The organism is Microbacterium nanhaiense (assembly GCF_014646015.1).
GTDB classification, from domain to species: Bacteria; Actinomycetota; Actinomycetes; order Actinomycetales; family Microbacteriaceae; genus Microbacterium; species Microbacterium nanhaiense.
Window position 1 is genome coordinate 1 of sequence record NZ_BMMQ01000012.1, and the last position, 23,315, is coordinate 23,315.

22 protein-coding genes and 5 pseudogenes are annotated in these 23,315 nt (G+C 70.0%); 10 read left to right on the plus strand and 17 right to left on the minus strand.

Annotated elements, in window-relative coordinates:
• Together IEX05_RS14130 and IEX05_RS14135 are read left to right on the plus strand one after the other, a co-directional pair.
• Positions 1 to 837 (plus strand): IS3 family transposase (locus IEX05_RS14130; protein ID WP_188702966.1); only part of this gene is annotated, 837 nt, incomplete at its 5' end.
• A gap of 59 nt (positions 838 to 896) precedes the next feature.
• On the plus strand, positions 897 to 1,814 hold the full coding sequence (locus IEX05_RS14135) for a DUF808 domain-containing protein (RefSeq protein ID WP_188702968.1): 918 nt from the start codon (positions 897 to 899) through the stop codon (positions 1,812 to 1,814).
• 99 nt (positions 1,815 to 1,913) lie between these two features.
• On the opposite strand, the pseudogene IEX05_RS14140 reads toward IEX05_RS14135, so the two are convergent.
• The 3 genes and pseudogenes from IEX05_RS14140 to IEX05_RS15365 all read right to left on the minus strand — a co-directional run.
• A pseudogene (locus tag IEX05_RS14140) lies at positions 1,914 to 2,620 on the minus strand (copper homeostasis protein CutC).
• Positions 2,617 to 3,108 (minus strand): MlrC C-terminal domain-containing protein, encoded by a 492-nt coding sequence (locus tag IEX05_RS15360; RefSeq protein WP_268237881.1) that lies wholly within the window; start codon positions 3,106 to 3,108, stop codon positions 2,617 to 2,619. The pseudogene IEX05_RS14140 and the gene IEX05_RS15360 overlap by 4 nt, the downstream one beginning before the upstream one ends.
• 48 nt (positions 3,109 to 3,156) lie before the next feature.
• Positions 3,157 to 4,161: pseudogene (locus tag IEX05_RS15365) on the minus strand (M81 family metallopeptidase); the annotation flags it as partial.
• Between IEX05_RS15365 and IEX05_RS14150 the strand changes: the two are divergent.
• A complete protein-coding gene (locus tag IEX05_RS14150) occupies positions 4,150 to 5,439 on the plus strand; it encodes an alpha-L-fucosidase (protein ID WP_188702973.1) in 1,290 nt (429 codons plus the stop codon). The pseudogene IEX05_RS15365 and the gene IEX05_RS14150 overlap by 12 nt on opposite strands.
• Before the next feature lie 57 nt (positions 5,440 to 5,496).
• On the opposite strand, the gene IEX05_RS14155 is transcribed toward IEX05_RS14150, so the two are convergent.
• From IEX05_RS14155 to IEX05_RS14190, 8 genes are read right to left on the minus strand one after another with little or no spacing between them, the layout of a single operon-like run.
• The gene (locus IEX05_RS14155; RefSeq protein WP_188702975.1) at positions 5,497 to 6,087 is read right to left on the minus strand and encodes an SGNH/GDSL hydrolase family protein; all 591 of its coding nucleotides are present in this window, start codon (positions 6,085 to 6,087) and stop codon (positions 5,497 to 5,499) included.
• Positions 6,088 to 6,119: 32 nt separating this feature from the next.
• Positions 6,120 to 7,040 (minus strand): carbohydrate ABC transporter permease, encoded by a 921-nt coding sequence (locus IEX05_RS14160; protein ID WP_188702977.1) that lies wholly within the window; start codon positions 7,038 to 7,040, stop codon positions 6,120 to 6,122.
• The gene (locus IEX05_RS14165; RefSeq protein WP_229661348.1) at positions 7,030 to 7,905 is read right to left on the minus strand and encodes a carbohydrate ABC transporter permease; all 876 of its coding nucleotides are present in this window, start codon (positions 7,903 to 7,905) and stop codon (positions 7,030 to 7,032) included. The genes IEX05_RS14160 and IEX05_RS14165 overlap by 11 nt, the downstream gene beginning before the upstream one ends.
• Before the next feature lie 44 nt (positions 7,906 to 7,949).
• Positions 7,950 to 9,224, minus strand: a complete 1,275-nt coding sequence (locus IEX05_RS14170) for an ABC transporter substrate-binding protein (RefSeq protein WP_229661349.1) — start codon at positions 9,222 to 9,224, stop codon at positions 7,950 to 7,952.
• Positions 9,221 to 10,543: an alpha-L-fucosidase gene (locus IEX05_RS14175; protein ID WP_188702980.1), complete on the minus strand. Its 1,323-nt coding sequence runs from the start codon at positions 10,541 to 10,543 to the stop codon at positions 9,221 to 9,223. Before IEX05_RS14175 ends, IEX05_RS14170 begins: the two co-directional genes overlap by 4 nt.
• A complete protein-coding gene (locus IEX05_RS14180) occupies positions 10,540 to 11,028 on the minus strand; it encodes an RbsD/FucU family protein (RefSeq protein WP_188702982.1) in 489 nt (162 codons plus the stop codon). Before IEX05_RS14180 ends, IEX05_RS14175 begins: the two co-directional genes overlap by 4 nt.
• Positions 11,021 to 12,010, minus strand: coding sequence for an aldo/keto reductase (locus IEX05_RS14185; protein ID WP_188702984.1), 990 nt, complete (start codon positions 12,008 to 12,010; stop codon positions 11,021 to 11,023). The genes IEX05_RS14180 and IEX05_RS14185 overlap by 8 nt, the downstream gene beginning before the upstream one ends.
• On the minus strand, positions 12,000 to 13,298 hold the full coding sequence (locus IEX05_RS14190) for an enolase C-terminal domain-like protein (protein ID WP_188702986.1): 1,299 nt from the start codon (positions 13,296 to 13,298) through the stop codon (positions 12,000 to 12,002). The genes IEX05_RS14185 and IEX05_RS14190 overlap by 11 nt, the downstream gene beginning before the upstream one ends.
• Before the next feature lie 124 nt (positions 13,299 to 13,422).
• On the opposite strand from IEX05_RS14190, the pseudogene IEX05_RS14195 reads away from it, so the two are divergent.
• Both IEX05_RS14195 and IEX05_RS14200 read left to right on the plus strand, forming a co-directional pair.
• Positions 13,423 to 14,286 (plus strand): annotated as a pseudogene (locus IEX05_RS14195) (fumarylacetoacetate hydrolase family protein).
• Between the two features lie 55 nt (positions 14,287 to 14,341).
• Positions 14,342 to 14,854, plus strand: a pseudogene (locus IEX05_RS14200) (SDR family NAD(P)-dependent oxidoreductase); the annotation flags it as partial.
• Here the strand turns inward: IEX05_RS14200 and IEX05_RS14205 are convergent.
• Together IEX05_RS14205 and IEX05_RS14210 are read right to left on the minus strand one after the other, a co-directional pair.
• Positions 14,758 to 15,276, minus strand: coding sequence for an amidohydrolase family protein (locus IEX05_RS14205; RefSeq protein ID WP_188702987.1), 519 nt, complete (start codon positions 15,274 to 15,276; stop codon positions 14,758 to 14,760). The pseudogene IEX05_RS14200 and the gene IEX05_RS14205 sit on opposite strands and share 97 nt — an antisense overlap.
• Positions 15,273 to 15,635 carry a hypothetical protein gene (locus IEX05_RS14210; protein ID WP_229661350.1) on the minus strand — a complete coding sequence of 121 codons (363 nt, stop codon included), beginning with the start codon at positions 15,633 to 15,635 and terminating at the stop codon, positions 15,273 to 15,275. Before IEX05_RS14210 ends, IEX05_RS14205 begins: the two co-directional genes overlap by 4 nt.
• A gap of 52 nt (positions 15,636 to 15,687) precedes the next feature.
• Here IEX05_RS14210 and IEX05_RS14215 point away from each other — a divergent pair, with 52 nt between their 5' ends.
• Positions 15,688 to 16,365 (plus strand): FadR/GntR family transcriptional regulator, encoded by a 678-nt coding sequence (locus IEX05_RS14215; protein WP_188702992.1) that lies wholly within the window; start codon positions 15,688 to 15,690, stop codon positions 16,363 to 16,365.
• Between the two features lie 67 nt (positions 16,366 to 16,432).
• On the opposite strand, the gene IEX05_RS14220 is transcribed toward IEX05_RS14215, so the two are convergent.
• Positions 16,433 to 17,218: a helix-turn-helix transcriptional regulator gene (locus IEX05_RS14220; RefSeq protein WP_188702994.1), complete on the minus strand. Its 786-nt coding sequence runs from the start codon at positions 17,216 to 17,218 to the stop codon at positions 16,433 to 16,435.
• A gap of 131 nt (positions 17,219 to 17,349) precedes the next feature.
• On the opposite strand from IEX05_RS14220, the gene IEX05_RS14225 reads away from it, so the two are divergent.
• The 3 genes from IEX05_RS14225 (at position 17,350) to IEX05_RS14235 (ending at position 20,101) form a co-directional block, all read left to right on the plus strand.
• Entirely contained in the window at positions 17,350 to 18,291 is a 942-nt protein-coding gene (locus IEX05_RS14225; protein WP_188702995.1) for an SDR family oxidoreductase, read from the plus strand.
• Positions 18,292 to 18,356: 65 nt separating this feature from the next.
• Positions 18,357 to 18,824, plus strand: a complete 468-nt coding sequence (locus IEX05_RS14230; protein ID WP_188702997.1) for a MarR family winged helix-turn-helix transcriptional regulator — start codon at positions 18,357 to 18,359, stop codon at positions 18,822 to 18,824.
• On the plus strand, positions 18,821 to 20,101 hold the full coding sequence (locus IEX05_RS14235; RefSeq protein WP_188702999.1) for an MFS transporter: 1,281 nt from the start codon (positions 18,821 to 18,823) through the stop codon (positions 20,099 to 20,101). The genes IEX05_RS14230 and IEX05_RS14235 overlap by 4 nt, the downstream gene beginning before the upstream one ends.
• A gap of 34 nt (positions 20,102 to 20,135) precedes the next feature.
• On the opposite strand, the pseudogene IEX05_RS14240 reads toward IEX05_RS14235, so the two are convergent.
• Together IEX05_RS14240 and IEX05_RS14245 are read right to left on the minus strand one after the other, a co-directional pair.
• Positions 20,136 to 21,271 (minus strand): annotated as a pseudogene (locus IEX05_RS14240) (low temperature requirement protein A).
• A gap of 134 nt (positions 21,272 to 21,405) precedes the next feature.
• On the minus strand, positions 21,406 to 21,822 hold the full coding sequence (locus IEX05_RS14245) for an organic hydroperoxide resistance protein (RefSeq protein WP_188703001.1): 417 nt from the start codon (positions 21,820 to 21,822) through the stop codon (positions 21,406 to 21,408).
• Positions 21,823 to 21,928: 106 nt separating this feature from the next.
• On the opposite strand from IEX05_RS14245, the gene IEX05_RS14250 reads away from it, so the two are divergent.
• Positions 21,929 to 22,477, plus strand: a complete 549-nt coding sequence (locus tag IEX05_RS14250; protein ID WP_188703003.1) for a CGNR zinc finger domain-containing protein — start codon at positions 21,929 to 21,931, stop codon at positions 22,475 to 22,477.
• 44 nt (positions 22,478 to 22,521) lie between these two features.
• Here the strand turns inward: IEX05_RS14250 and IEX05_RS14255 are convergent, their stop codons facing one another.
• Positions 22,522 to 23,238 carry a DUF6891 domain-containing protein gene (locus IEX05_RS14255; RefSeq protein ID WP_188703005.1) on the minus strand — a complete coding sequence of 239 codons (717 nt, stop codon included), beginning with the start codon at positions 23,236 to 23,238 and terminating at the stop codon, positions 22,522 to 22,524.
• Positions 23,239 to 23,315: the final 77 nt, after the last annotated feature.

Sequence of the window (23,315 nt, forward strand, 5' to 3'; positions counted from 1 at the left end):
CCCGTGACGGTGTCGTGCCGGGTCCTCAAGCTCGCAAGGCAGCCCTACTACCGGTGGCGCAACGACCCGGTCCGGGACGCGGACGTGCTCCGCGCGCACCGGATCAACGCGCTCCATGACGCGCACCACGACGACCCGACGTTCGGATACCGATACCTCGCCGACGAGGCCCGCCTTGCGGGTTGGCGGATGAGCCGCCGGACCGCGTGGAAGCTGTGTTCTCACGCGGGGATCCTCTCTTCCGCGCAACGCCGGCGACGCGGGAAGGGCAAGAAGGCTGGCCCGCCGGTGTTCGATGATCACGTGAAGCGCGTGTTCCGCGCTGACGCGCCGAACCGGGTGTGGCTGACCGACATCACCGAGCACCGCACCACCACCGAGGGCAAGCTCTACTGCTGCGCGATCAAAGACGTGTTCTCGAACCGGATCGTCGGCTACTCGATCGCGGATCGGATGACCGCGAAGCTCGCCGTTGACGCCCTCCGCAACGCCGTCGCCCGCCGTGGTGAGGTCGCCGGCTGCATCCTGCATGCCGACAGGGGCAGTCAGTTTCGCAGCCGGGCGATGGCCCGCGAGCTGCGCCGTTACGACATGGTCGGATCGATGGGCAGAGTCGGCGCGGCGGGAGACAACGCGGCAATGGAGAGCTTCTGGTCGCTTCTTCAAACGAACGTCCTCAACCAGCAACGGTGGGCCACACGGCAGGACCTGCGACTCGCGATCGTCGTCTGGATCGAGCGGAAGTACCACCGCCAACGCGCCCAAGACGCCCTCGGCGGCTTGACGCCCATCGAGTTCGAAGCCAAGCTAGCCAAGCCGCTCACACTCGCGGCCTAANAACCTCCATCAGTTTTAGAGCTAGTGTTTCTCTTCGACATCGAACAAGGGGAGGGCGCATGTCGGTTGGCCTGCTCGCCGTCGTCGACGACATCCTGAGCGCCGCGATGAAGGCGTCGGCGAAGACGGCGGGCGTCGTGATCGACGATGCCGCCGTGACACCTCAGTACGTGCAGGGCGTCACGCCTGCACGCGAGCTCCCGGTCGTGGGAAAGATCGCCCTCGGCTCGCTCGTGAACAAGTTCGTCATCATCATCCCCATCGCGCTGCTGCTCACGGCGGTCGCGCCGTGGGTGCTGCCGTACCTCCTCATCGCCGGTGGCGCGTACCTCTGCTTCGAGGGCGCCGAGAAAGTGCTGGAGTGGTTCGGCCTCGGCCATGGCCACGCCGACGAGGGCGCACGCGACGAGAGGCGGCTTGTGCTCGGAGCCGTCCGCACCGACCTCATCCTCTCGACCGAAATCATGCTCATCTCGCTCTCGAGCCTCGACGCGGGGATGGGCCTTTGGATGACGCTCGCCGTGCTCGCCGTGATCGGCCTGGCGATGACGGTCGTCGTATACGGCGCCGTCGCCCTGCTCGTCAAGATCGACGACATCGGCCTCAGGATGGCCAAGAACCCCGTGCAGCGCGTGCGGCACACCGGCACGCGGATCGTGCGCTCGATGCCCGCCGTGTTCCGCACGATCAGCGTCGTCGGAACCGTCGCGATGCTGTGGGTGGGCGGCCACCTCCTGCTCGCGAACCTCGGCCAGGTGGGGCTGGAGTTCTTCTCCGACGCCATCCACGCCGTCGAGCATGCGCTCGAACCGGCGGGCGGTCTCGTCGTCTGGCTCGGCGACACACTCGTGTCGGCGATCGCCGGCCTCGCCGCCGGCCTCGTGATCGTCGGCGTCATCCTGCTGATCGGGCGGATCGTGGGCAAGCGCCCGAGCTTCCACGAGGGCGAGGAGACGCCCGCCGACGTGCACGCGTGAGCAGGCTTCCGGCGCGGGGGCGGGTGCCTCGCCGACGGCGAGCGGTCGACGTCGGAGGCACGGTGCACGTCTGACACGGGTCCCCGAGAGACCGCAGCGTCAGGCCGCCCCGCGCCGCGCGATTTCCGCGATGCGCCGCACATGCTCGACGTCGGTCGTCTCGTGCGGCGAGGGGCCGGCCGACCCGAGCGCGAACGCCTCCGTGCCGACCGTCCGCTTCGCCGAGGCGTGCACCGCGTCCACACCGGCGGCGAGCACGGCCGCGACGTTGTCGGAGGTGATCCCGCCGCCCGCCATCACCTGCACGCGCCCGCGCGCATGCTGCACGAGGGCGGCGAGCTCACCGGGCGCGTCCGCGGCGCAGGCGGCTCCAGCGGAGGTGAGCACGCGATCCACGCCGAGGCCGGCGAGCACGTCGATCGCCGATCGGGGACCGTGTCGAACGCTCGATGGAACGTGACCTCGATGCCGGCCGCCGCATCCTTCGTCGCCCGCATCGTCTCGACGTCGATCGCGCCGCGCGCGGTGGCTCCGAACACGACGCCCGCCGCACCCGCCCGCACGGCCTCGGCCACGTCGCGGACGATGAGGCCGACCTCGTCGGAGTCGTAGGCGAAGCCGCCGCCGCGCGGCCGCACGAGCACGTGCACGGGAGTGCCGGCGGCGACCGCGATCTCGATCAGTCCGCGGGACGGCGTCACGCCGCCGATCGCGAGCGCCGAGCACAGCTCGATGCGATCCACGCCGACGGCCGCCGCGATCGCCGCCCCCGGCGGGTCCTGAACCGCGACCTCGAAAGCCGTCATCCGAACACCCGCGCGGTCAGATCCGGGGCGCCCTCGAACACGTCGAACGGGAACATCGGGCGGCGGATGCGGGTGTGCCCCAACCGGCCAAGGTCCTGGTCCACGGGCCCGGGCGTGAACACGAGCGTCCATCCGCGCGCGACGTCGTACAGGGTGGACTCGAGGTAGCCGATCTTCGTCACGATCACGTCGGCGGCGGCGGGGTCGAGCCCGATCGCGGCGAAGTCGTCGGTCGAGTGGTAGGCATTGCGATGCTCGGCCACGATGACGCGCAGTCCGCCACGGCGGATGATGGCGATCCTGCCGGCGTCCGGGTCGCCCGCGTCGAGCGCGAAAAGGGCGTCGACGGCCGTCGCGTCGAAGATCGACGCGACGTACGCGACGAGCCCCTCCTCGGCGGCGAACGCGGGCGCATCCCGCAGACGGGTGAGCGTCCACGTCACGTCGCCGGAGCCGCCCCCCGGGTTGTCGCCCGAGTCGCTGATCAGGTACGGCCGTCCGCCTCCCGCCGCGGCGTGCGCGACGGCATCCGCGACGGCGTCGTCGAGCGTCCCGGGCGCGCCGACGAAGGAGAAGTCGTCGCGGGCCGACCACAGCCGCTCGGCCAGCCCCTCCGCCTCGCGCGCGATCGTGTCGGCATCGGCCCCGGTCACGACGACCGCCGCATGGCACCGGGGCGCGTCCGCCCAGACGTACCCGATCCAGATGCCCGCGTCGATGACGCCATCGACGTCCGCGGCCTCCGGCACGCGCGCGTAGATCGTGCGCGCCGGGTCCACCCGCGTCGACGTCTTCTCGCCGGGCAGCAGGATCGGCGCCGCGACACGAGCGCGAAGAGGACGGATGTCGGAGTCGAGGGCGTCGATGAGGTTGCGGGCGGCCCGCAGGCGCGTCTCCACGACGTCCTCGTGCGGCGCCGTCCGATAGCAGGTCAGCAGCTCGACCTCCCGCGCGAGCGTCTCCGAGACGTTGCCGTGCAAGTCCATCGGCGCGCGGATTAGCAGCTCGCTCCCGACGACCGCGCGGACCGCCGTGACCAGATCGCCCTCCGCGTCCTACATCCCTTCGGCGCTCATCGCGCCGTGGATGTCGCAGAGGATCCCGTCCACCCCGCCGTCGTCGAGGAGCGCGGCGAGTCCGGCGACGATCTCGTCGTGCAGCTCCCGGTAGATGTCCGCACGCACGCGTCCACCGGGGATCGACCGCGCGGTGAGCACCCCGACCCAGTCCGCGGCCGCCCGCGTCGGCTCACCGTCGGCGAGGAAGAGGTAGGCATCGAGCACGTCGGCGCCGCGACGTACGCGGAAGTCTCGATGCCCCGCCCGGTGCGCGGCGTAGGCGCTCGACTCGATCGCGATCCCCACGACGGCGATGCGCGGGCATTCCCGGTTCGGGTTTCTCATCGACCATTGCGGCATAGACATCCGATCTTTTCCTATCCTCAACCGCCCTTCGTTGATAGTATCGACCGAAATCGCCCCACTGCTCGGATCTTTCCGGAATCCGCGCACAGCCGAGAGAAGGAGCGCATGGAGCGCCATCCCGACTACGACGAGTTCGTCCGGCCGATGCCATCCTGGTACCCGGAAGCGAAGCTCGGCATCTTCATGCACTGGGGGCCGTACGCGGTCCCCGGATGGGCGGAGCCCATCGGCGCGCACGGCACGTTCCACGGCGAGGGCTGGGAGCGGGAGTTCAACACTCACAACCCGTATGCGGAGTGGTACTATAACACGATCCGTATCGAGGGGAGCCCCGCTCGACAGCACCACTTCGAGGCGCACGGAGGCCGCCCCTACGACGACTTCCTCGACCAGTGGACCGCCGCGGATTTCGACGCCGACGACCTGCTCGCGCTCGTCAAGCGCAGCGGTGCGCGCTACTTCGTGCCGACCACGAAGCACCACGACGGCGTCACCCTCTGGGACGCCCCGCACACGGGCGATCGCAACACCGTGCAGCGGGGACCGCGGCGCGATCTGGTCGGCGAGATGCGTGACGCCGCCGAGCGTCACGGTGTGCGGTTCGGCGTCTACTACTCGGGAGGCCTCGACTGGCACGTCGACTCCGGACCGCCCGTCATCGGTCCGCTCGGCGACGCCTACCGCCCCATCCACGCCGAGTACGCCCGGTACGTCCACGCGCACGTCGCGGACCTCATCGACCGGTACGCTCCGGAGATCCTTTGGGGCGACATCGAGTGGCCCGACGCGGGCAAGGCCCCGGGCGAGCACAGCCTCATCGACCTCTTCCGCCGCTTCTACGCGCGTCGGCCCGACGGCGTCGTGAACGACCGCTGGGGCGACACCCACTGGGACTTCCGCACGAGCGAGTACGAGGTGAACCACGGCGCGGAGAGCGCCTCGGCGTGGGAGAACTGCCGTGGCATCGGCTTCTCGTTCGCCTACAACCGCCTTGAGGACGCGTCGCACTCCATGACCGGGCCGGAGACGATCCGGTACTTCGTCGACGTCGTCGCGCGGGGCGGCAACCTCCTGCTCAACATCGGCCCGACCGCGGAGGGGCGGGTCACCGACATCCAGCGACGTGCGCTCGAGGAGCTCGGCGCGTGGAACGACGTGAACGGGGCCGCGGTCTTCGGCAGCGAGCCTCTGCCCGAGGGCTGGGCGGCGTCGTCCGAGACGCCGTGGATCCGGTGGACGAGGACGAACGGGTTCGCGCACGCCTTCATCGACGCTCCCACCGGCGACGTCGTGTCGCTCGAGGTCGCGTCCGAGCGCATCGACGCGCCGTCATCCGTCGTTGTCCCCGACTCCGACGCGCCGGGCCCGGTCGTCCTGAGCTTCCCGCTTCGCTGATCGCACGGCGAACGGCCGCCGCGCCGCGGAGCGGCGTGGCGGCCGTTCGGTCCGTCCTCAGAAGCGCAGCGCCCGTCGCCACGCGGCGTGGATGAGCGCATGACCGCGCGACGACGGATGCACGCCGTCCGGGGCGAGCGTCGCGGGATCCACTCCGCCCGCCTGCTCGAAGGGCGCCTGCAGCGGCACGTGGGCCGCGGCGAACTCGTCGGCCAGCTCACGCACGACCGCCTGCTTCGCGGCGAGGTCGTCCGCCCACGCTTCCTGCCCGTCCACCACAGTGAGGACGAACGGCTCGATCAGCACGAGCCGGCCGACCCCCGCCTCTGTCGCGGCGGCGAGCAGCGCGCGGTAGTCGTCGCGGAACTCGTCGGCGGAGGTCGGGTCGTCGCTGTCGAAGCGGCGCCACGTGTCGTTGATACCCACGTACACGGTGAGCGTCGTCGGCTCCGCAGCCAGTACGTCGGCGTCCCATCTGCGACGCAGGTCGCGCACGCGGTCTCCGGAGATCCCCGCGTTCACGACCCGATCCCCCGGCGAGACCTCCACGGCGATCAGCCGCACGTAGCCGTCTCCCCAGCCTTCGTGGTCCTCGCGCCGGCCGGCATCGGTGATGCTGTCGCCCGCGAACACAAACGTCTCGGTCATCCGCGCTTCCCCTCTCGACCCGTCACGTCCGCTCACCGCCCGGCGATGCCGGCGGTCGCGATGCCGGAGACCAGGTGCTTCTGCAACGCGATCACGATGATCGTCGTCGGGATCATCGAGATGATCGCCGCGGCCATCTGGAGGTCCCAGCGCGTGCCGAACTGCCCGGCAAAGCTCGCGAGGCCGATGGGCAGCGTGCCGAGGCTGGCGTAGTCGTTCACGACGATGAGCGGCCACAGATAGCTGTTCCAGAAGCTGATGAATGTGAACACCACGAGCACCGCGACCGCGGACCGCGCGAGCGGCAGGATGATCTGCAGGAAGATCCGCAGCATGCCGGCGCCGTCGATCCGCGCCGCCTCCTCGAGCTCGTAGGGGATGCCGCGGAAGAACTGGCGCAGGAGGAACGTGCCGAACGCGGTGAACGCGAACGGGAGCACGAGCGACTGGGGCGTGTTCACCCAGCCGAACCACTGCATCAGCTGGAACATCGGCACCACGAGCACCTCCTGCGGCACCATCAGCGTCGCGAGGAAGATCACGAACACGGCGTCGCGGCCCCGCCACCGCATGCGGCCGAACGCGTATCCCGCCGTCGTCGACACGATCACGACCACGGCCGTGCCGGCGATCGCGACCCAGAACGAGTTGAGGATGTAGGTCGCGAACGGGCCGTAGGTGAACACCTCGACGAAGTTGCTCCACCGCACCTCGGAGCCGAGGAACGCGGGCGGGGTCTGAAACACCTCCGCGTTCGGCTTCAGCGCGGAGAAGAAGGCGTAGACGAGGGGCATCGCGAAGACGACCGCCGCGATGACGAGCGACGCGTAGGCGAAGAACAGCCCGACCGAGGATCGGCCCGTGGGACGTCGCTGCGGCTGCCGCCGGGCCCTCCCCGTGACGATGAGTTCGGTCGGGACCGGCGCGACGGCCTCGATGACGTCAGACTTCATAGTGCACCCACTTCTTCTGCGCCGAGAACTGCACGGCGGTGAGCCCGATGATGATCGCGAACAGGATCCAGCCGGCCGCGGCCGCCAGTCCCATCTCCTGGAACTTGAAGCCCTGGTTGTAGATGAACATCACGAGAGGAATGGTTGCGTTGCCCGGTCCGCCGCCGGTGAGTAGCTGCGGCTGCGCGAACACCTGCAGCGACGAGATCATCGTCATCACGCCGGCGAAGAACACCGACGGCGAGATGAGCGGCAACGTGATGCGGCAGAGCATCTTGAAGCCGCGGGCGCCGTCAATGCGCGCGGCCTCTATCACCGATTCCGGCAGCTGCTCGAGCGCCGCCGAGAAGATAAGCATATTGTAGCCCATGCCCTGCCAGACCGACATGATGACGACCATGACCATTGCCCACTGCGGGTCGGTCAGGAAGCTCGGCAGCTGCACGCCGAACCACGTCGTCGAGATGCCGTTGAACAGGCCGTTCGGCTGGAGCAGTAGCTTCCAGACCAGCACGTTCGCGACCATCGGCGTGACGACGGGGATGAAGAACAGGATCCGGAAGAACCCGCGGCCGCGGATGCGCGGCGAGAGGAGCAGCGCGAGCCCGAGCGAGATGATCAGGTTCAGCGGCAGGTACAGCAGCGCGAAGACCGCGGAGTTGCGCAGCGCCGGCCAGAAGCCCGGATGCTCGGTCGCGAGCGCGATGTAGTTGCCGAACCCGACGAAGGTGCGCTCGCCCCACGCGGGCCAGTCGAAGAGGCTCATGATGACGGACAGCACGACGGGTGCGATCGTGAACAGGGCGAGCCCCGCCAGGGCCGGGGTGATGAACCCCAGCGCCTGACGGGCCTCGACCTTCTGCATGCGGCCCAGACTCTTCCGGCCGCGCGTGGGAGCGAACGCGGACATCACTCTCCGAACTGCGCCTGCGTGGTCTCGAGCGCCTCCGCCATCGGCACCTGGCCGGTGAAGACCGACACGAGGTTCGGCTGCAGGCTCGCGTAGACCTGCGACCAGTCGGCCGTCGAGCGGGCGCCCTCGACCTGCTGGAACGACGCCGCGAACACGGACTCGACCTCGCTGCGGAACTCCTCGTCGATGGACTCGAAGAACAGCGGCTGCGATGCGGCGAGCGCCGGGTAGCTGCGGCCGGACGACGCAATGTAGTCCTGCGCCTTCTCGCCCACGAGCGATCCGAGCACGCGGAGCGCCTCCTCCTTGTGCTCGCAGTTCGCGCCGATGCCGTATCCCGAGCCGAGCACGACGCCGAGGCGTCCGTCCGGGCTCTGCGGGAGGTCGACCATGCCGGCCGTGAAGCCGGTCTCGTTGTTGAGGTACGAGACGGCGTTCCACGTGCCGTCGACGGCCATCGCGACGTTGCCGGCCTTGAACTCCTCCTCGCCCCAGCCGCTCGACGACGCCGACGGCGGCGGGGAGGCGATGCCGTCGATGGCGAACTGCGCGTACCAGGTGGCGGCGTCGACGAAGTCGGGGTCGGTGAGCGCCAGCGCACCCGACTCGTCGACCGGCTGCTTCTTCGACGCCGCGATCGGGAGGCTCATCCACTGGAAGTCGCCCATCGCCGCGGCGAACGCGGGCTTGACGGCGGAGACGGCGTTCGCCGCCTCCTCGAAGTCCTCGAGCGTCCACCCGACGGCAGGCGGCTCGACGCCGGCTTCCTCGAAGATGTCCGCGTTGTAATAGACCTGCATCGCGGCGACGTCGAACGGCAGGCCGAGGAGCTCGCCGTCGTAGCTGAGGATGTCGAGGGCGCCCTCGGAGAACGCGGAGGGATCGATGCCGGCCGTCTCGAGGTCGGCATCGGTGAGCGGCGTGAGCGCTTCGGCGTAGCCGGGGGTGTACTGGCCACTCATACCGGTGATGCAAGCTACCTCACCGGAAGCGAGGTTCGTCGTGAGCTTCGTGAAGTAGTCGCCCCATGGCGCGGTGCGCAGGGCGACCGTGATGTCGGGGTTATCCTCCTCGGCGATCCGAACGTGCTCCTGCAGGTTGGCGAGGTCCGCCTCGCTGCCGGACCACATGTCCCAGACGATGGTCGTCTTGCCGTCCGCGCTCGAGCTGTCGTCGCCTCCTGTGGAGCATCCGGCGACCGTCACGGCGAGGGCCGCGGTCGTCAGAGCCGCGGCGGTCCTGACCATCCGGCGAGGCGTCATTGCCTTCATGCTGTTTCTCCTTCGTTGGTGGTTGCATCGTTGGTGGTGCGGGTCTCGTCTTCCGCGAGGAAGAGCTCGATCGTCGGCACGAGCACATCGGGCCGTGTAACGGGAAGGTGGAGCGTGAGGGTGCCGGCCGGCTGACCGCCGGGCGTCGTGTTCCATGCCTGCTGATCGGGATCGATCGCGCTGGTGCGGATCTCGGAGCCGTCGTGGAGGAACCGGGCGAACCCGACACGTCCGGCGAGGTCCGGCAGGTGCACGTGACCGAACGGCCAGTGGAACAGATGCAGGTAGAGGCGGTCGCCGCGGCGCGTGAACCGGGTGCCGAACGGCGCGACCTCCGCCGCGGGTCCCGCGCCGATCACCGAGCGCTCGTTGCGGTCCATCCAGTCGCCGATCGCGGCCAGGGTCGCCAGGTCTCGAGGCGTCACGGCGCCGCGTCCGTCGGGCCCGATGTTCAGGAGCATGTTGCCGCCCTTGGCCACGGAGTCGACGAGCATCCGCACGAGGAGGTCAGGCGTCTTGAAGTCGACGTTGTCGCGGTCGTATCCCCACGACCCGTTCAAGGTCTGGCACGCCTCCCAGGTGACCTCGACGCCGTCCCGCGTCATGGTCTCGTCCGGCTGATACTGCTCCGGCGTCACGAGGTCGGCTGGGATGCCGAGTCGGTCATTCACGAGGATTCCGGGCTGCAGCTCGCGCGTGAGGCGCAGCAGCGCCTCCGCATCCCAGTCGGCCGGGCCCTTGCCCTCCCAGCCGTCACGCGGCTCGTCGTAGGTGAAGTCGTAGAACAGGTAGTCGATGGTGCCGTAGTTCGTCAGCAGCTCGCGCACCTGACCGTGCAGATACTCGCGGTACATGACCATGTCGCGGCTCGCGTTCAGCTCGACGGCGTCCTCGCGGTCGCGCAGCGGGTGGTGGTAGTCGATCGTGAACTCGGGGTGGTGCCAGTCGATGAGCGAAAAGTACAGCCCGACGCGCAGACCCTCCTCGCGGCACGCGTCAACGAACTCGCGCACGATGTCGCGGCCGAATGTCTGCATGCTCGTGTAGTCGGTGAGCTTCGAGTCGAACATCGCGAAGCCCTCGTGGTGCTTGGCGGTGAGGACGGCGTACCGCATGCCCGCCGCCTTCGCCGCGCGGGCGACCTCGCGCGCGTCGAACAGGTCGGGGTCAAAGAATCGCGCGTTGCGCTCGTAGTCTTCCGGGGCGGTCTGCTCGCGCGTCATCACCCACTCGTGGCGGGCGAGGGTGCTGTACAGACCGAAGTGGATGAACAGTCCGAATCGATCGTGCGTGAACCAGTCGTGTGAGGAGGACATCATCGGCTTCCAGTCGGGCCCGGGTGGGCGGTCGGGGTCGGGTTGTCGGGTCGGCGGGCGCCGCCGAAGAGCGTCGGCGGGTGCCCTACGACGCCCTTGCGGACGAGCGCGTTGGCGTACTGGCGCGTCTCGCCGGTGCGCATCACGAGGTACGCGGGGCGGGCGAGATCGTAGAAGGCGAAGCGCTCGACGAAGCGGGTGTCGACATCAGTCGCGCCGGCGGCGGCCATGAGCTCGTGCTGCACGGGCAGCACCGCCGCGTCGGCCGACGCCATCAGGTCGAGGCCGGGTGCGTCGTCCAGTGGAAGCACCGTCATGACCGCCGCGAGCAGCTCAGGAGCGCCGACACCGGGGAGGTCGAGCGTGCGCGCGCCGAGCGCCCACGCGGGGAAGTGCGCATCGGCGATCAAGACGGCGTCGGAATGCCCCATGCGGTCGAGGTACAGCAGCACCTCGCCGGTGAGCAGCGGGTGGATCCCCTCAAGCATCGGCTCGCTCCCGTTCGGTCGGCCTCGGAATGAGGCCCTCGCTCGCGAGCTCGCCCCAGAAGTCCTCAGGGATCGCGAACCGCGCGAGCTCGACGTTCTGCCGGATCTGCTCGGGCTTCCACGCGCCGACCACGACCGACCGCACGACCGCGTCGCGGAGCGGGTACTGGAGCGCGGCGGCGGGCAGGGGCACGTCGTGCGCCCGGCAGACTGCGAGGATCAGCTGCAGGCAATCCCACACCTCGTCCGGGACCGCGCCGTACTCGTATCGGTCGTCCCTCGCCGGCTCGGCACGGGAGAGCAGCCCGGAGTTGAACACCGACGCGGCGACGGCGCTCGTGCCCGTCCGCCGGCACGCGGGGAGCACGTCGACCGCGGCGGGCTGCTCGAGGAGCGTGTACCTGCCGGCGATCATGACGACGTCCAGGCGCGATTCCTCGACCGTCCGAGCGAGCGCCCCGGTGACCATGGACCCGACGCCGACGGCCCCGACCACGCCCGCATCGCGCAGGTTCTCGAGCGCCGGCAGCGCACGGGTGATCGCCTCGTCGAGGTCGTGCCGCTCCGGATCGTGGAGGTAGAGGACGTCGACGCGCTCGATGCCGAGGCGTTCCCGCGACTCCTCAAGGCTCCTGCGGATGCCCGCCGCGGAGAAGTCCCACTCGCGGCGCACATCCGCCCGCACGTGGAAGTCGTTCGCCAGGTCGAGACCGCCGTCGTCATCCGCGTTCGGGCGGATGAGCCGTCCCGCCTTCGTCGTCAGGACGTACTCGTCGCGGGGCTTCGTGCGCAGGAAAGCCCCGAGGCGACGCTCCGAGAGCCCCAGTCCGTAGTGGGGCGCGGTGTCGTACAGGCGGATGCCCGCGTCCCACGCGGCCTCGAGCACCTCATGCGCCTCGTCGTCCGCGAGCACCCGGAACAGATTGCCGAGGTTGGCGGCGCCGTATCCGAGTTCGGGCAGGGCGATCGGCTCAGGCGACATGGTGCAGCTCTCCTTCGAACGTGTACGCGCGGCGCGAATCCGCCTTCATCTCCATACCGGTGCCCGGAGCCGTCGGCGCGACGAACGAGCCGCCGCGGATCTCGGTCGGCACCACGAAGTGCTCGTGCAGGTGGTCGACGTACTCGATGAGACGGCCGTCGCGCGTGCCGCTCACCGCGACGAAGTCGAACATCGACATGTGCTGCACGGCCTCGCACAGCCCGACGCCGCCGGCATGCGGACAGACTGGGATGCCAAACTTCGCCGCGAGCAGCAGGTTGGCGACGTTCTCGTTCACCCCGCCCACGCGCACCGCGTCGATCTGCATGATGGAGATCGCATCGGCCTGGAGCAGCTGCTTGAAGACGACGCGGTTCTGCGCGTGCTCGCCGGTCGCGACCCGGATCGGGGCGATGGCGCGTGCGATCGCGGCGTGCCCGAGGATGTCGTCGGGACTCGTCGGCTCCTCCACCCAGGTGGGTCCGAACTCGGAGAGCGCCGATACCCAGGCGATCGCCTCGTCGACCTCCCAGCGTTGATTCGCGTCGACCGCGATCGGGAAGTCCGGCCCGACGACCGCGCGGGCTTTGCGGAATCGTCGGATGTCGTCGTCGAGATCGGCACCGACCTTCAGCTTGATCTGGGTGAACCCGTCGGCCAGCGCCTGACGGACGAGGGCTTCGAGCTTCGCATCGCTATAGCCGAGCCAGCCGGGGCTCGTCGTGTAGCCGGGATATCCGTTCGCCAGCAGTTCGTGCGCCCTCTCCGCGCGGCCGGGCTCGGCGGCGCGGAGGATCTCCAGCGCCTCCTCCGGGGCGAGCGCGTTCGTCAGATACCGGAAGTCGACGAGCTCGACGATCTCCTCGGGGCTCATCGTCGACAGCAGCTGCCACAGCGGCAGACCCGCGCGCTTCGCCTTGATGTCCCACAGCGCGTTGACGACGGCGCCGATCGCCATGTGCATGACGCCCTTCTCCGGGCCGAGCCAGCGCAGCTGCGAATCGCCGACGAGGTCGCGCCAGGTCGCGCCCATCGTGGCCAGCAGCGGTTCGAGCTCCCGCCCCACGAGGTGGCCGGCGAGTGCCTCGATGGCGGACACCTGAACGTCGTTGCCGCGGCCGATCGTGAAGACGAAGGCGTGGCCGTCGATCCCGTCGGCGGCGTCCGTCTTCACGATGACGTATGCGGCGGAGTAGTCGGGGTCAGGGTTCATCGCGTCCGAGCCGTCGAGTGTCGTCGAGGTCGGGAAGCGGATGTCGATCGTCTCGAGCGCGGTGATGCGGCTCACGGTCACCTCTTCCTTGGCAGATCATCCGATGTCTGCACCTGTTGGAGTGTAAACATCCGATATCTATACTGTCAACGTCACTGATCACATTGGCGCGGTCACGGCCGCATCGACAAGAAGAATCATGAGAATTGCGCGACTCGGCGCTCCGGGAGCAGAGGTCCCGGTCGTCTTCCGCGACGGCCATTGGTATGACCTTCGCCCAATGACGTCCGATGTGAATGGCTCCTTCCTCGCGTCGGGCTTCCTGGCCAGGGTGCGCGATGCGCTCGATCTGGGCGAGCTCGAGCCACTCGCCGATGCGGACGGCCGACGCATCGGCGCTCCCGTCGCCCGGCCGGGCGCCGTCATCTGCATCGGCATGAACTACGCGGCCCGCGCGGCGGAGTCCGACTCGGAGCCGCCGAAGGTCCCGATCGTGTTCCTGAAGACGCCGAACACCGTCGTCGGCCCCGACGGCGACGTGACGACACCGCGCGGCAGCGCCAAGACCGACTAGGAGGTCGAGCTCGGCATCGTCATCGGCCGTCGGGCGAGCTACCTCGACAGCCCGGAGGAGTCCGCGGCGCACATCGCCGGCTTCGTCGCGGCCGACGACGTCTCGGAGCGAGAGTTCCAGCTCGAGCTGTCGGGTGGCCAGTGGTCCAAGAGAAAGTGCGCCCCGGGGTTCAACCCGACGGGCCCCTGGCTGGTCACGCCCGACGAGATCGATCCGGCCGACCTCGGGCTGCGCAGCTTCGTCAACGGCGAGGCGCGCCACCGCTCCTCCACGGCGGACATGATCTTCGATGTCGACCACATCGTCTGGCACCTGTCGCAGTTCTTCGAGCTCGAACCCGGGGATCTCATCCTCACCGGCACCCCGGAGGGCGTCGCGCTGTCCGGCCGGTTCCCGCACCTCGCCGCCGGCGACGTCGTCGAGATCGAGATCGACGGCCTCGGACGCCAGCGGCACACGTTCACGCCCTGGGAGGCACCCCGTGGCTGATCGCGAGTTCACCGACCTCGTCGCCGTCGTCACCGGAGGCGCGTCCGGCATCGGCGCCGGCATCGGCGCGACGGGCGACGCGAGCGCGAACACGGACGACGAGTGGGCGCGCGTCCTGTCCATCAACGTCACCGGGATCGCGCGCGTGACGAGCGCCGCGCTCCCCTAGCTCCGGCGGTCATCCGCCGCTGCGGTGTGCAACACGGCCTCCATCGCGGCGACGGCCGGGCTGCCCGACCGCGCGCTCTACAGCGCATCGAAGGGCGCGGTGCTCGCGCTCACGCGCGCCATGGCGGCCGACCACGTCCGCGAGGGCATCCGCGTCAACGCCGTCTGCCCAGGCACCGTCGGCACAGCGTGGGTCGATCGCCTGCTCGACGGCGCCGAGGACCCTGCCGCCGAGCGTGCCGCGCTCGAGGCGCGACAGCCGCATGGGCGGCTCGTCCAGCCCGACGAGGTCGCCGCCGTGCGCTATCTCGTGAGCCCCGCATCGGGTTCCACGACCGGGACCGCCATCGAAGTCGACGGCGGTATGGCCGGCCTGCGGGTGCACCCGGTCTCGGTCTGACATCCGCGGCCCACGCGGAGACGAATCCACGCCACCGCCGCCCCAGGGCCGGAGACCGGCCAATCGCTGCCGTATATGAGCCGGTCCGGGCCGAACGCCTCCAACGCCACGTCGAGGAAGGGCGTCAGCGCGTCCCCCGTCCAGTCATCGGATGATTCAGCAGGCAGCCCCGACAGCTTGCAGTGCACGCGGGGCCGTTCGGCGATGCGACGGATCCCGTCCGCCCAGCGCGCGACGTCGCCGTCTCCCCGTGTCGCTGGCGAGACCGGCAGCTTGCCGACGTGATCGAGCACGATGCGCAGCTCCGGGGCCGCCGCGGCGAGCGCGGCGGCGTCGGCGAGCTGGGTCCAGCGCACGCAGGCGTCGAACGCGAGCCCCTCGGCCGCCAGCGTCCGCGCTCCGGCGACGAACTCCGGAGTCACCGCGAAGCCCGACTCTCCCCCTGCAGCAGCCGTCGGACGCCGATGACGAGGCCGCGTTCCGCCAGGGCGCGCACGTCGCTGACGACCGACGCGCCTGCTTCCAGAGGTGCAGCGGCGACGATGCCGACGATGCGCGCCTCCTCCGCGAGGGTCGTCACCCAGTCGGCCTCGGCGAGCGACTGCTCGGGTGCGCAGTCCGCCTGCACGAACACGCGGTCGACCGACTCGCCGCCGTCGTCCGCCGCGAACTCGGCGGGACCGTCCCGTCGGTCGAGGTCGCCGGAGAGCCACGCGTAGTCGAGGATCGCCGGGTCCCACACGTGCACATGACTGTCGAGAACGGGTCCGGTCGGCATCATTGCCTTTCAGAGGTCAGGAGAACATCGGATGTCTCAGTCTAAGATCGTTCTTATGGCAGTCACGGACGCGGCGATCGACAAGATCAAGGACATGATCGTGCGCGGCGAGCTGGGCCCCGGCGATCGCCTGCCTCCGGAGAAGGAGCTGGCTGCGCGGCTCGGGCTCTCGCGCAGTTCGATGCGGGAGGCGGTGAAGGCGCTCGAGGTGATCCGCGTACTTGACGTGCGCCGCGGCGACGGCACCTACGTGACGAGCCTGCAACCCGCGCTGCTGCTCGAGGCGATCTCGTTCGTCACCGACATGCACGACGACGATTCGCTGCTGGAGATCTTCGGCGTACGGCGCGTGCTCGAGTCGCACGCGACCGCGCTCGCGGCACAGCGCGCGTCGGCTGAGGATGTGAGCGACCTCGAGCGGGAGATCGCATCGCTGCCGGAGGGCGCAGACATCGAGACGCTCGTCGAGCACGACCTGCGCTTCCATCGGGACATCATCGCGCTCGCCGGCAATACATACCTCTCGGGGCTCCTCGAGAGCCTAACGAGTCAGACCGTCCGCGCGCGCGTCTGGCGCGGCCTCACCGAGTCGGGGGCCGTCGAACGCACCCTCGCCGAGCATCGTGCGCTGACCGACGCGATCGCCGCGGGTGACGCCGAGCTCGCCGAGGCGCTCGCGATTGCCCACGTGTCCGGCGTCGAATCGTGGCTCCGCCGCGCTGCGCGGTCGTAGACCGAAGCGTGCAGGCAGTCGGGAGGACGTGTGAACGTCGGCGCTCAGAGGCACATTTCTTGCAACGCTATATGGCAGTCACATAGACGAGCAGGAGGTGGGACTGCTCCGGATCCACCAGGGTCTGACACTCCAGCTCCACGAGCCCGACCTCGGGGTGGAGGAAACGCTTCGCCGAGGCGGGGCGGATGCCCACCTCGTGGCGCTGCCAGAGCGCGAGGAACTCGGCGCTCTCCGCGCGCAAGAGCTCCGCGAGGCGGGCTGCATACGAGGCGGGACCGCGCCGGGCCACGACCTCGCGCAGGCCCGACGCGAACACCCGGCCGAGCCGTTCGTGATCCTCCGGCGCATACCGCGATCGCGTGTCCGGGTCGGTGAACCAGCGGTATCCGATGCTCCGGGCAGGCCCGCGATACGACATGAGGTCGCCGGTGAGGGCGACGCCCATCGGCGTCTGCCGCAGCGTCTCCCCGAGCTCCGTGACGATCTCGGCCGGGGTGTCCTCCAGGCGGTCGAGGATCCGCAGCAGCCCCGGCGAGACGTGCTGCTCACCCGCGGACCCGCGCGCCGGCGGCGCGTGACCGGCGAGCCGGAACAGGTGATCGCGCTCGCGCAGGCTCAGGTGCAGGCCCTGCGCGAGCGAGGCCGTCATCTGCTCCGACGGGTGCGGGCCGCTCCCGCGCTCGAGCCGCGCGTAATAGTCCGGCGACATGTGACACAGTGCCGCCACCTCCTCGCGGCGCAAGCCGTTCGTGCGCCGGCGCGCCCCGCGCGGCAACCCCACGTCCTCGGGCTGCAGCGCCTCGCGCCGGTGCCGCAGGAACTCCGCCAACGCGGTCCGGTCCGTCTCCATGGGCCACCTCTCGTCGCCTCCATTCTCCGCGAGGGGCGTTGCCGTAGCCACTGATCGGGAGGTACTGGATCCGGCCGCGCCGTTGTCACAGGCTTGTTCCGACCCCGACACCACGAGGAAGCAGGAACGCCATGCCACGCCGACCGATCGATATCGCCATTCCCCCGCTGCACGGCACGCGGATCCTCCTCACCGGGGGCAGCGACGGCATGGGGCTCGTCATCGCGACCCGCCTCGCCGCCGCGGGCGCCGAGCTGATCCTCCCCGTCCGCAACCCCCGCAAGGGCGAGGCGGCGCTCGCGGCGATCCGCGAACGCGCCCCGGAGGCGACCGTGACGCTGCGGACCCTGGATCTGTCGTCCCTCGAGTCGGTCGCGGCCCTTGGCGAAACGCTGACGAGCGAGGGCGAGCCGATCCACGTGTTCATCGGCAACGCCGGCGTCATGCACCCGCCCGAGCGCCAGACGACGAGGGACGGCTTCGAGCTGCAGTTCGGCACCAATCACCTCGGCCACGCCGCCCTCATCGGGCATCTCCTTCCCCTCCTGCGGGCGGGACGGGCGCGCGTCACGCTGCAGATCAGCATCGCCGCGAACCAGGGCGCGGTGAACTGGGACGACCCGAACTGGGAGCGCAGCTACGACAGCATGGGTGCCTACTCGCACTCCAAGATCTCGTACGGCCTGTTCGGCCTGGAACTCGACCGGCGCAGCAGAGAGGCGGGATGGGGCATCACCGCGAACCTGTCCCATCCGGGCGTCGCTCCGACGAGCCTGCTCGACGCGCGCCCCGAGCTCGGCCGGGACCGGGCGATGCGCGCCCGCGGGCTGATCACCCTCCTCTCTCGGCTCGGTGTCCTGGGCACCGTCGCGAGCGCCGGCCTGCCCGCCCTGATGGCCGCGACCACGCCCGGGGATCAGGGCGGGAAGTTCTTCGGCCCGGACGGGATCCGCGGGCTGGGCGGCCGTCCGGCCGAGCAGACGCTCTACTCGCGCCTGCGCGGTGCCGACGATGGGAGGCGGATGTGGGACCTCACGCAGCAGCTCACGCGGGTGACGTTCCCGTCCGCCTGACCTTTCCGACCGCCCGACCAGAGATCCATTTCCAAGTTATATAACTTGGTGATACAATCGAGGGCGTGAACGACACCGATCGCGCCCTCGATGCGGGGGCAACCCTCACCGCGCTGCTCGAGCAGGTCTGGCAGCTCAACCGGATGGCCGCGATCCAGGCCCCGGGCGAGCACTCGCCCTCGCAGTACCGCACGCTCGGGCTGCTGATGGATTCGGGGCCGCGCCGCGTCGGCGACCTCGCGGCCGAGGTGCGCCTTTCGCAGCCCGCGATGACGAAGATCCTGCACGCCCTCGCCGACGCCGGCGCGATCACCCGCGAACGGGATCCCGAGGACTCCCGCGTGACGCTCGTCAGCATCACCGACGCCGGCCGCGCCCTCATCGCGCAGCGCTCGCGCACGATCGTCGAGCACCTCCTGCCCGCGTTCACCACCCTCAGCGCGGCCGAGCACCGCTCGCTGCAGCACGCCGTGGAGATCCTCTCCACCCTGATGTCGGGGGCGCGCGTCACCCCCGGGAAGGAGACGCGATGAGCGCCGATACCGCCCCCTCACCGACGAAGACGAAGACGAGCACGCACGGGCACGGCGGCGGCTGGTGGCACCAGCCCGCCACCGTCTGGGCCGTCGCCTTCGCCGCGACCGTCTCGTTCATGGGCATCGGCCTCGTCGACCCGATCCTCCCCGCGATCGCCGAAGAGCTGCACGCGAGCGCGTCGCAGACCTCGCTGCTGTTCACCTCCTACCTGCTGATCACCGCCATCGCGATGTTCTTCTCGAGCTGGGTCTCCGGGCGGCTCGGCGCGAAGAACACGCTGCTGCTCGGCCTCGGGCTCATCGTCGTGTTCGCGCTGGCGTCGGGCCTGTCGCCCTCCGTGCCGTGGATCATCGCGTTCCGCGCCGTGTGGGGTCTCGGCAACGCCCTGTTCATCTCGACGGCGCTGGCCACGATCATCTCCGAGGCGCGCGAGGCCGAGGGTGCGATCATCCTCTATGAGGCCGCCCTCGGCGTCGGCATGGCCCTCGGCCCGCTCGTCGGCGGGCTCCTCGGCATGGCCTCTTGGCGCGCGCCGTTCATCGGCACCGCCGTGCTCATGCTCATCGCCTTCATCGCGATCGCCACCATGCTGAAGTCCGGATCCGTGCCGAAGCGCAAGACCAGCCCGCTCGCCGCCTTCCGCGGCCTGCGCCACCCGTCGCTGCTGTCGTTCGGGCTCATCGCGATCTTCTACAACATGGCCTTCTTCGTGATCCTCGCCGTCTCGCCGTACCCGCTGGGCTTCGGTGCGCTCGGCATCGGCCTGACCTTCTGCGGCTGGGGCATCGGCCTCGCCATCACCTCGGTGTTCGCCGCGCCCGCCCTGACGGCCCGCTTCGCGCGCACGCAGGTCGTCGGCGCCGGGCTCGCGGCGCTTCTCGTGATCACGCTCCTCGCGGTGTTCCTGCAGCAGTACGTGCCGGTGCTCATCGCCCTGATCGTGCTGTCGGGCCTCGTGCTCGGCATCATGAACACGGTGCTCACCGAGTCGTCGATGGAGTCCACCGACCTGCCGCGCCCCGTGGCGTCGTCGGCATACTCGGGCATCCGCTTCCTCGGCGGCGCGATGGCTCCCCCGTTCGCCTCGGCGCTGGGCCAGAGCTTCGGCTGGAGCTGGGCCTACGTCTTCGGCGCCGCCGCCCTCGTCGTCGCGCTTGTGCTGTTCTTCTCGCTGCGCGGCCCGCTCTCGGCCGCCAACAAGCGCCACCCCGAGCAGAGCGATGAGGATCGCGCCCTCGAGGAGGCCGAGGCCCTCATCGGCGACGCCGACTGAGTGACGCGGCGGGCGGACGCGGCAGCCGGCCGGGTTAGCGCTCGACCGGCTGCCGCACCACCAGCACCGCCACGACGCCCGCGAGAATGATCGTGGTGAGTGCGATCGGGATCGGCAGGATCGGGATCGGCAGGATCGGGTCCAGCAGCACGAGCACCGCGCCGAGCGGCACGGCGGTGTTCACGACCCGGTCGGCGTTGCGGCGGATCGCGAGCAGCCACACCCCGAGCAGGACGAGCGCGATCGGGATCGTCACGACGAACGATGCGGAGATCGCGCCGATCTCCGATTCCCCGCTGATGCGGTCGACCTCCACCCCGACGCCCGCCGAGAACGCGCCCGCCGAGGCGAACACGACGAAGTGCCCGTAGCCGTAGCGCAGCGAGCTCGCGAGGCTCGTGAACGCCCGGTCGTGCGGCGGCCAGAAGTAGATCCACCACACCGCCGCGGTCGAGACGAGCGCGAACGCGGCGATCGAGATCAGCGAGACGACCGATCCGGATCCCTCGAGCGCGTCGATGACGGCGCCCGCGGAGGCGAGCAGGCTCTCGCCGAGCAGGATCAGCGTGAAGAGGCCGTACCGCTCGGAGATGTGCTCCGGGTGCCACGGCGTCGTGTCGCGCCGCTCCGCGACGACCGGCACCGCGAGCTCGGCGATGACGAGCACGACGAACGCTGGGATCGTCACGCTCTTCGGCAGGAAGAGGAACCCGACCCACAGCACCTGCGTGATCACGATGCCCGCGGCGTACGTGAGGGCGACCCGGCGCAGCGGGCCCGTCGTCCGCGAGGCGCGCAGCCACTGCACACCATCGCGATGCGCATCACGACGTAGCCGATCACGATGACCGTCCAGTCGCCGTGACGGAAGGCCGACCCGACGCCCGCCGCGAGCACCAGCACTCCCGCCATCTGCACGATCGTGACGACGCGGTAGAGCCAGTCATCCGTCGAGAAGGAGGTGCCGAACCAGCTGAAGTTCATCCACGCCCACCAGATGGCGAAGAACACCATCACGTAGGAGAGGAGCCCGCTCGACGCGTGCCCCTCGGAGATCGCGTGGTGCAGTTGCGTCGATGCCGCGCTGACGGCGATCACGAACACCAGGTCGAAGAACAGCTCCAGCGTGCTGGCGGCGCGCCCCGGTTCCTCGGGGTCGCGCGGCGTCATGCGCAGCAGCCGGAAGCGTCGCAGCCGGTCATGGCCTCATGCTACGACCGGCGCGGCCCGCCACGCGCAGCACCGAGAGCGTGACCCTCGAGCACCCCGCGTCCGACCGAATACGGGGCGCCGGGCGCGCCGGATCAGCCCGCGGTCACCTCTACGGTGACGTCGATGTTGCCGCGCACGGCCTTCGAGTAGGGGCAGGTCTGGTCGGCCTCGTGGGCGAGCTTCTCGAGCTCGTCCTGCGAGATGCCCGCGGCCTCAACGCGCAGGACCCCGCTGAGCCCGAAGCCCTTCTCGGGGTCGTTCACGAGGCTGACCTCCGCGACGACGGCCGAATCCTCGAGGGCGACCTTGTTCTTCTTCGCCGTCAGCTTGAGCGCCGAATGGAAGCAGGCCGACCAGCCCGCGGCGAAGAGCTGCTCGGGGTTGGTGCCCGGCAGGTTCGTGCCCGGCATCGCGAGCTGCAGCTCGAGCGTGCCGTCGCTCGTGGCGACCTGGCCCTCGCGGCCCTCGCCGGTCGAGGTGGCGACTGCGGTGTAGATGGGGGTGGACATGACGTCTCCTTCGAAAGCGAACGGTGAGAGTTACCGGTTTGACTAGTGACGAGCCTCGCACCCGAATCGTCACCTGTCAAGCGGGTAACGAGATAGAATCGAGGACATGGTTCACGAATTCCCCTGCGGCACCCGCGCGCTCGACTTCATCGGCACGCTGCGGGCGCGACGGATCGACGAGCCCTTCGACTTCCTCACCTCGCCCGAGCTGCTCGACGCCTGGTTCGACGAGTCGGGCCTCGTCCCCGGGGGCGTCGGCGCCACCGCCGCCGACCTCGCCTCCGCGATCGAGCTGCGCGAGGCCGCGTACGCGCTCATCTGGTCGCGGCTGCACGGTCGGCCCATGCCGCAGGCCGCGATCGAGCTCGTGAACTCCTACGCGGCGAAGCCGCCCGTGCGGATCCAGCTCGGATCCGAGCGGTGGACAGCCGCAGGCGACGCCGAGCAGGCGCTCTCGCAGCTCGCGCGCGAGACGATCGAGATCGCGGGCGGCGACGAGACGCACCTCCTCCGCGAGTGCGGGCGCGAGGTGTGCACCCAGATCTACCTCGACCACTCCCGCGGCCGCCGCCGCGAGTGGTGCTCGATGGCGAGCTGCGGCAGCCGCATGAAGGCCAAGGCCTACCGCGAACGGAAGAAGGCCCAGGCGGCTTAACGCGGCAGCGGCTTAACGCGGCAGCGGCTTAACGCGGCAGCGGCTTAACGCGGTAGCGGCTTGCGCCAGTGGGCGATCTCGACCGCCAGGCGCTGGCCCGGGTCGCCGTTCCACGACACCGTCAGGCCCTCCGCGGCGAGCGCCGCCGCGACCCGCTCACCGACCTTGCGGTCGGTCTCCTCGCGGATCCGCGTTTCGGCCTCGCGGTCTCCCCGGCGCGCCGCGGCGAGCAGCTCCGGATCCGTGTCGCGCGCCGCGCGCCAGGCGCTGTACGTCAGCATGAGCTGCGCGGGCTCGTCGACGAGGCGGTCGGCATCCTGCTGGTGGAAGAACACGTACTGCTCCTCGCGGTAGCGGTACCCCTCGCCGGGATCCGGCAGCGCCGTGCGCTCGTCGTCGATCTCGGTGGTTCCGCACGAGTTGCAGCACGTGAAGTCCATGCGGGCGACGACGCCCTCGTCGTTCAGCGCGGCGAAGGCGCGGGCGACGCGCTCGTAATCGGATCCACCCTCCGGCCACGCCGCCTCCTCCTCGAGGCGCGCCCGCCAGACCCGATCGACCGCGGCCTCGGCCGCCGGGTCGTCGTCGTCGAGTTCGAGCTCCTCGCGCACCCGCTCGATCGCCTCGACCCGCGAGAGGAAGCCCGGCAGCACCGCCTGACGCGCCGCCTCGTCGAGCTCCTCGAGCTCGACCGTGGGCGGCGTCGCCGCGTCCGCGTCGGGGGTCTCGGGACGGCGCCGGAAGAGGTCGAAAAAGCCCATGGCGCCACGCTACCGCCGAGCCCCGCGGGGGCCGCGCGCACACGCGAGGGCGCATGCAACAATGTCTCGCACACCGT

Excerpts from the sequence above, each read along its gene's own strand:
- IEX05_RS14250 (WP_188703003.1), top strand. The coding sequence starts at position 21,929 with ATGGTTCACGAATTCCCCTGCGGCACCCGCGCGCTCGACTTCATCGGC.
- IEX05_RS14245 (WP_188703001.1), bottom strand. The coding sequence starts at position 21,822 with ATGTCCACCCCCATCTACACCGCAGTCGCCACCTCGACCGGCGAGGGC.
- IEX05_RS14170 (WP_229661349.1), bottom strand. The coding sequence starts at position 9,224 with ATGAAGGCAATGACGCCTCGCCGGATGGTCAGGACCGCCGCGGCTCTG.
- IEX05_RS14215 (WP_188702992.1), top strand. The coding sequence starts at position 15,688 with ATGGCAGTCACGGACGCGGCGATCGACAAGATCAAGGACATGATCGTG.
- IEX05_RS14255 (WP_188703005.1), bottom strand. The coding sequence starts at position 23,238 with ATGGGCTTTTTCGACCTCTTCCGGCGCCGTCCCGAGACCCCCGACGCG.
- IEX05_RS14165 (WP_229661348.1), bottom strand. The coding sequence starts at position 7,905 with ATGCAGAAGGTCGAGGCCCGTCAGGCGCTGGGGTTCATCACCCCGGCC.
- IEX05_RS14135 (WP_188702968.1), top strand. The coding sequence starts at position 897 with ATGTCGGTTGGCCTGCTCGCCGTCGTCGACGACATCCTGAGCGCCGCG.
- IEX05_RS14185 (WP_188702984.1), bottom strand. The coding sequence starts at position 12,010 with ATGTCGCCTGAGCCGATCGCCCTGCCCGAACTCGGATACGGCGCCGCC.
- IEX05_RS14155 (WP_188702975.1), bottom strand. The coding sequence starts at position 6,087 with ATGACCGAGACGTTTGTGTTCGCGGGCGACAGCATCACCGATGCCGGC.
- IEX05_RS14210 (WP_229661350.1), bottom strand. The coding sequence starts at position 15,635 with ATGATGCCGACCGGACCCGTTCTCGACAGTCATGTGCACGTGTGGGAC.
- IEX05_RS14175 (WP_188702980.1), bottom strand. The coding sequence starts at position 10,543 with ATGATGTCCTCCTCACACGACTGGTTCACGCACGATCGATTCGGACTG.
- IEX05_RS14160 (WP_188702977.1), bottom strand. The coding sequence starts at position 7,040 with ATGAAGTCTGACGTCATCGAGGCCGTCGCGCCGGTCCCGACCGAACTC.
- IEX05_RS14180 (WP_188702982.1), bottom strand. The coding sequence starts at position 11,028 with ATGCTTGAGGGGATCCACCCGCTGCTCACCGGCGAGGTGCTGCTGTAC.
- IEX05_RS14235 (WP_188702999.1), top strand. The coding sequence starts at position 18,821 with ATGAGCGCCGATACCGCCCCCTCACCGACGAAGACGAAGACGAGCACG.
- IEX05_RS14225 (WP_188702995.1), top strand. The coding sequence starts at position 17,350 with ATGCCACGCCGACCGATCGATATCGCCATTCCCCCGCTGCACGGCACG.
- IEX05_RS14220 (WP_188702994.1), bottom strand. The coding sequence starts at position 17,218 with ATGGAGACGGACCGGACCGCGTTGGCGGAGTTCCTGCGGCACCGGCGC.
- IEX05_RS14150 (WP_188702973.1), top strand. The coding sequence starts at position 4,150 with ATGGAGCGCCATCCCGACTACGACGAGTTCGTCCGGCCGATGCCATCC.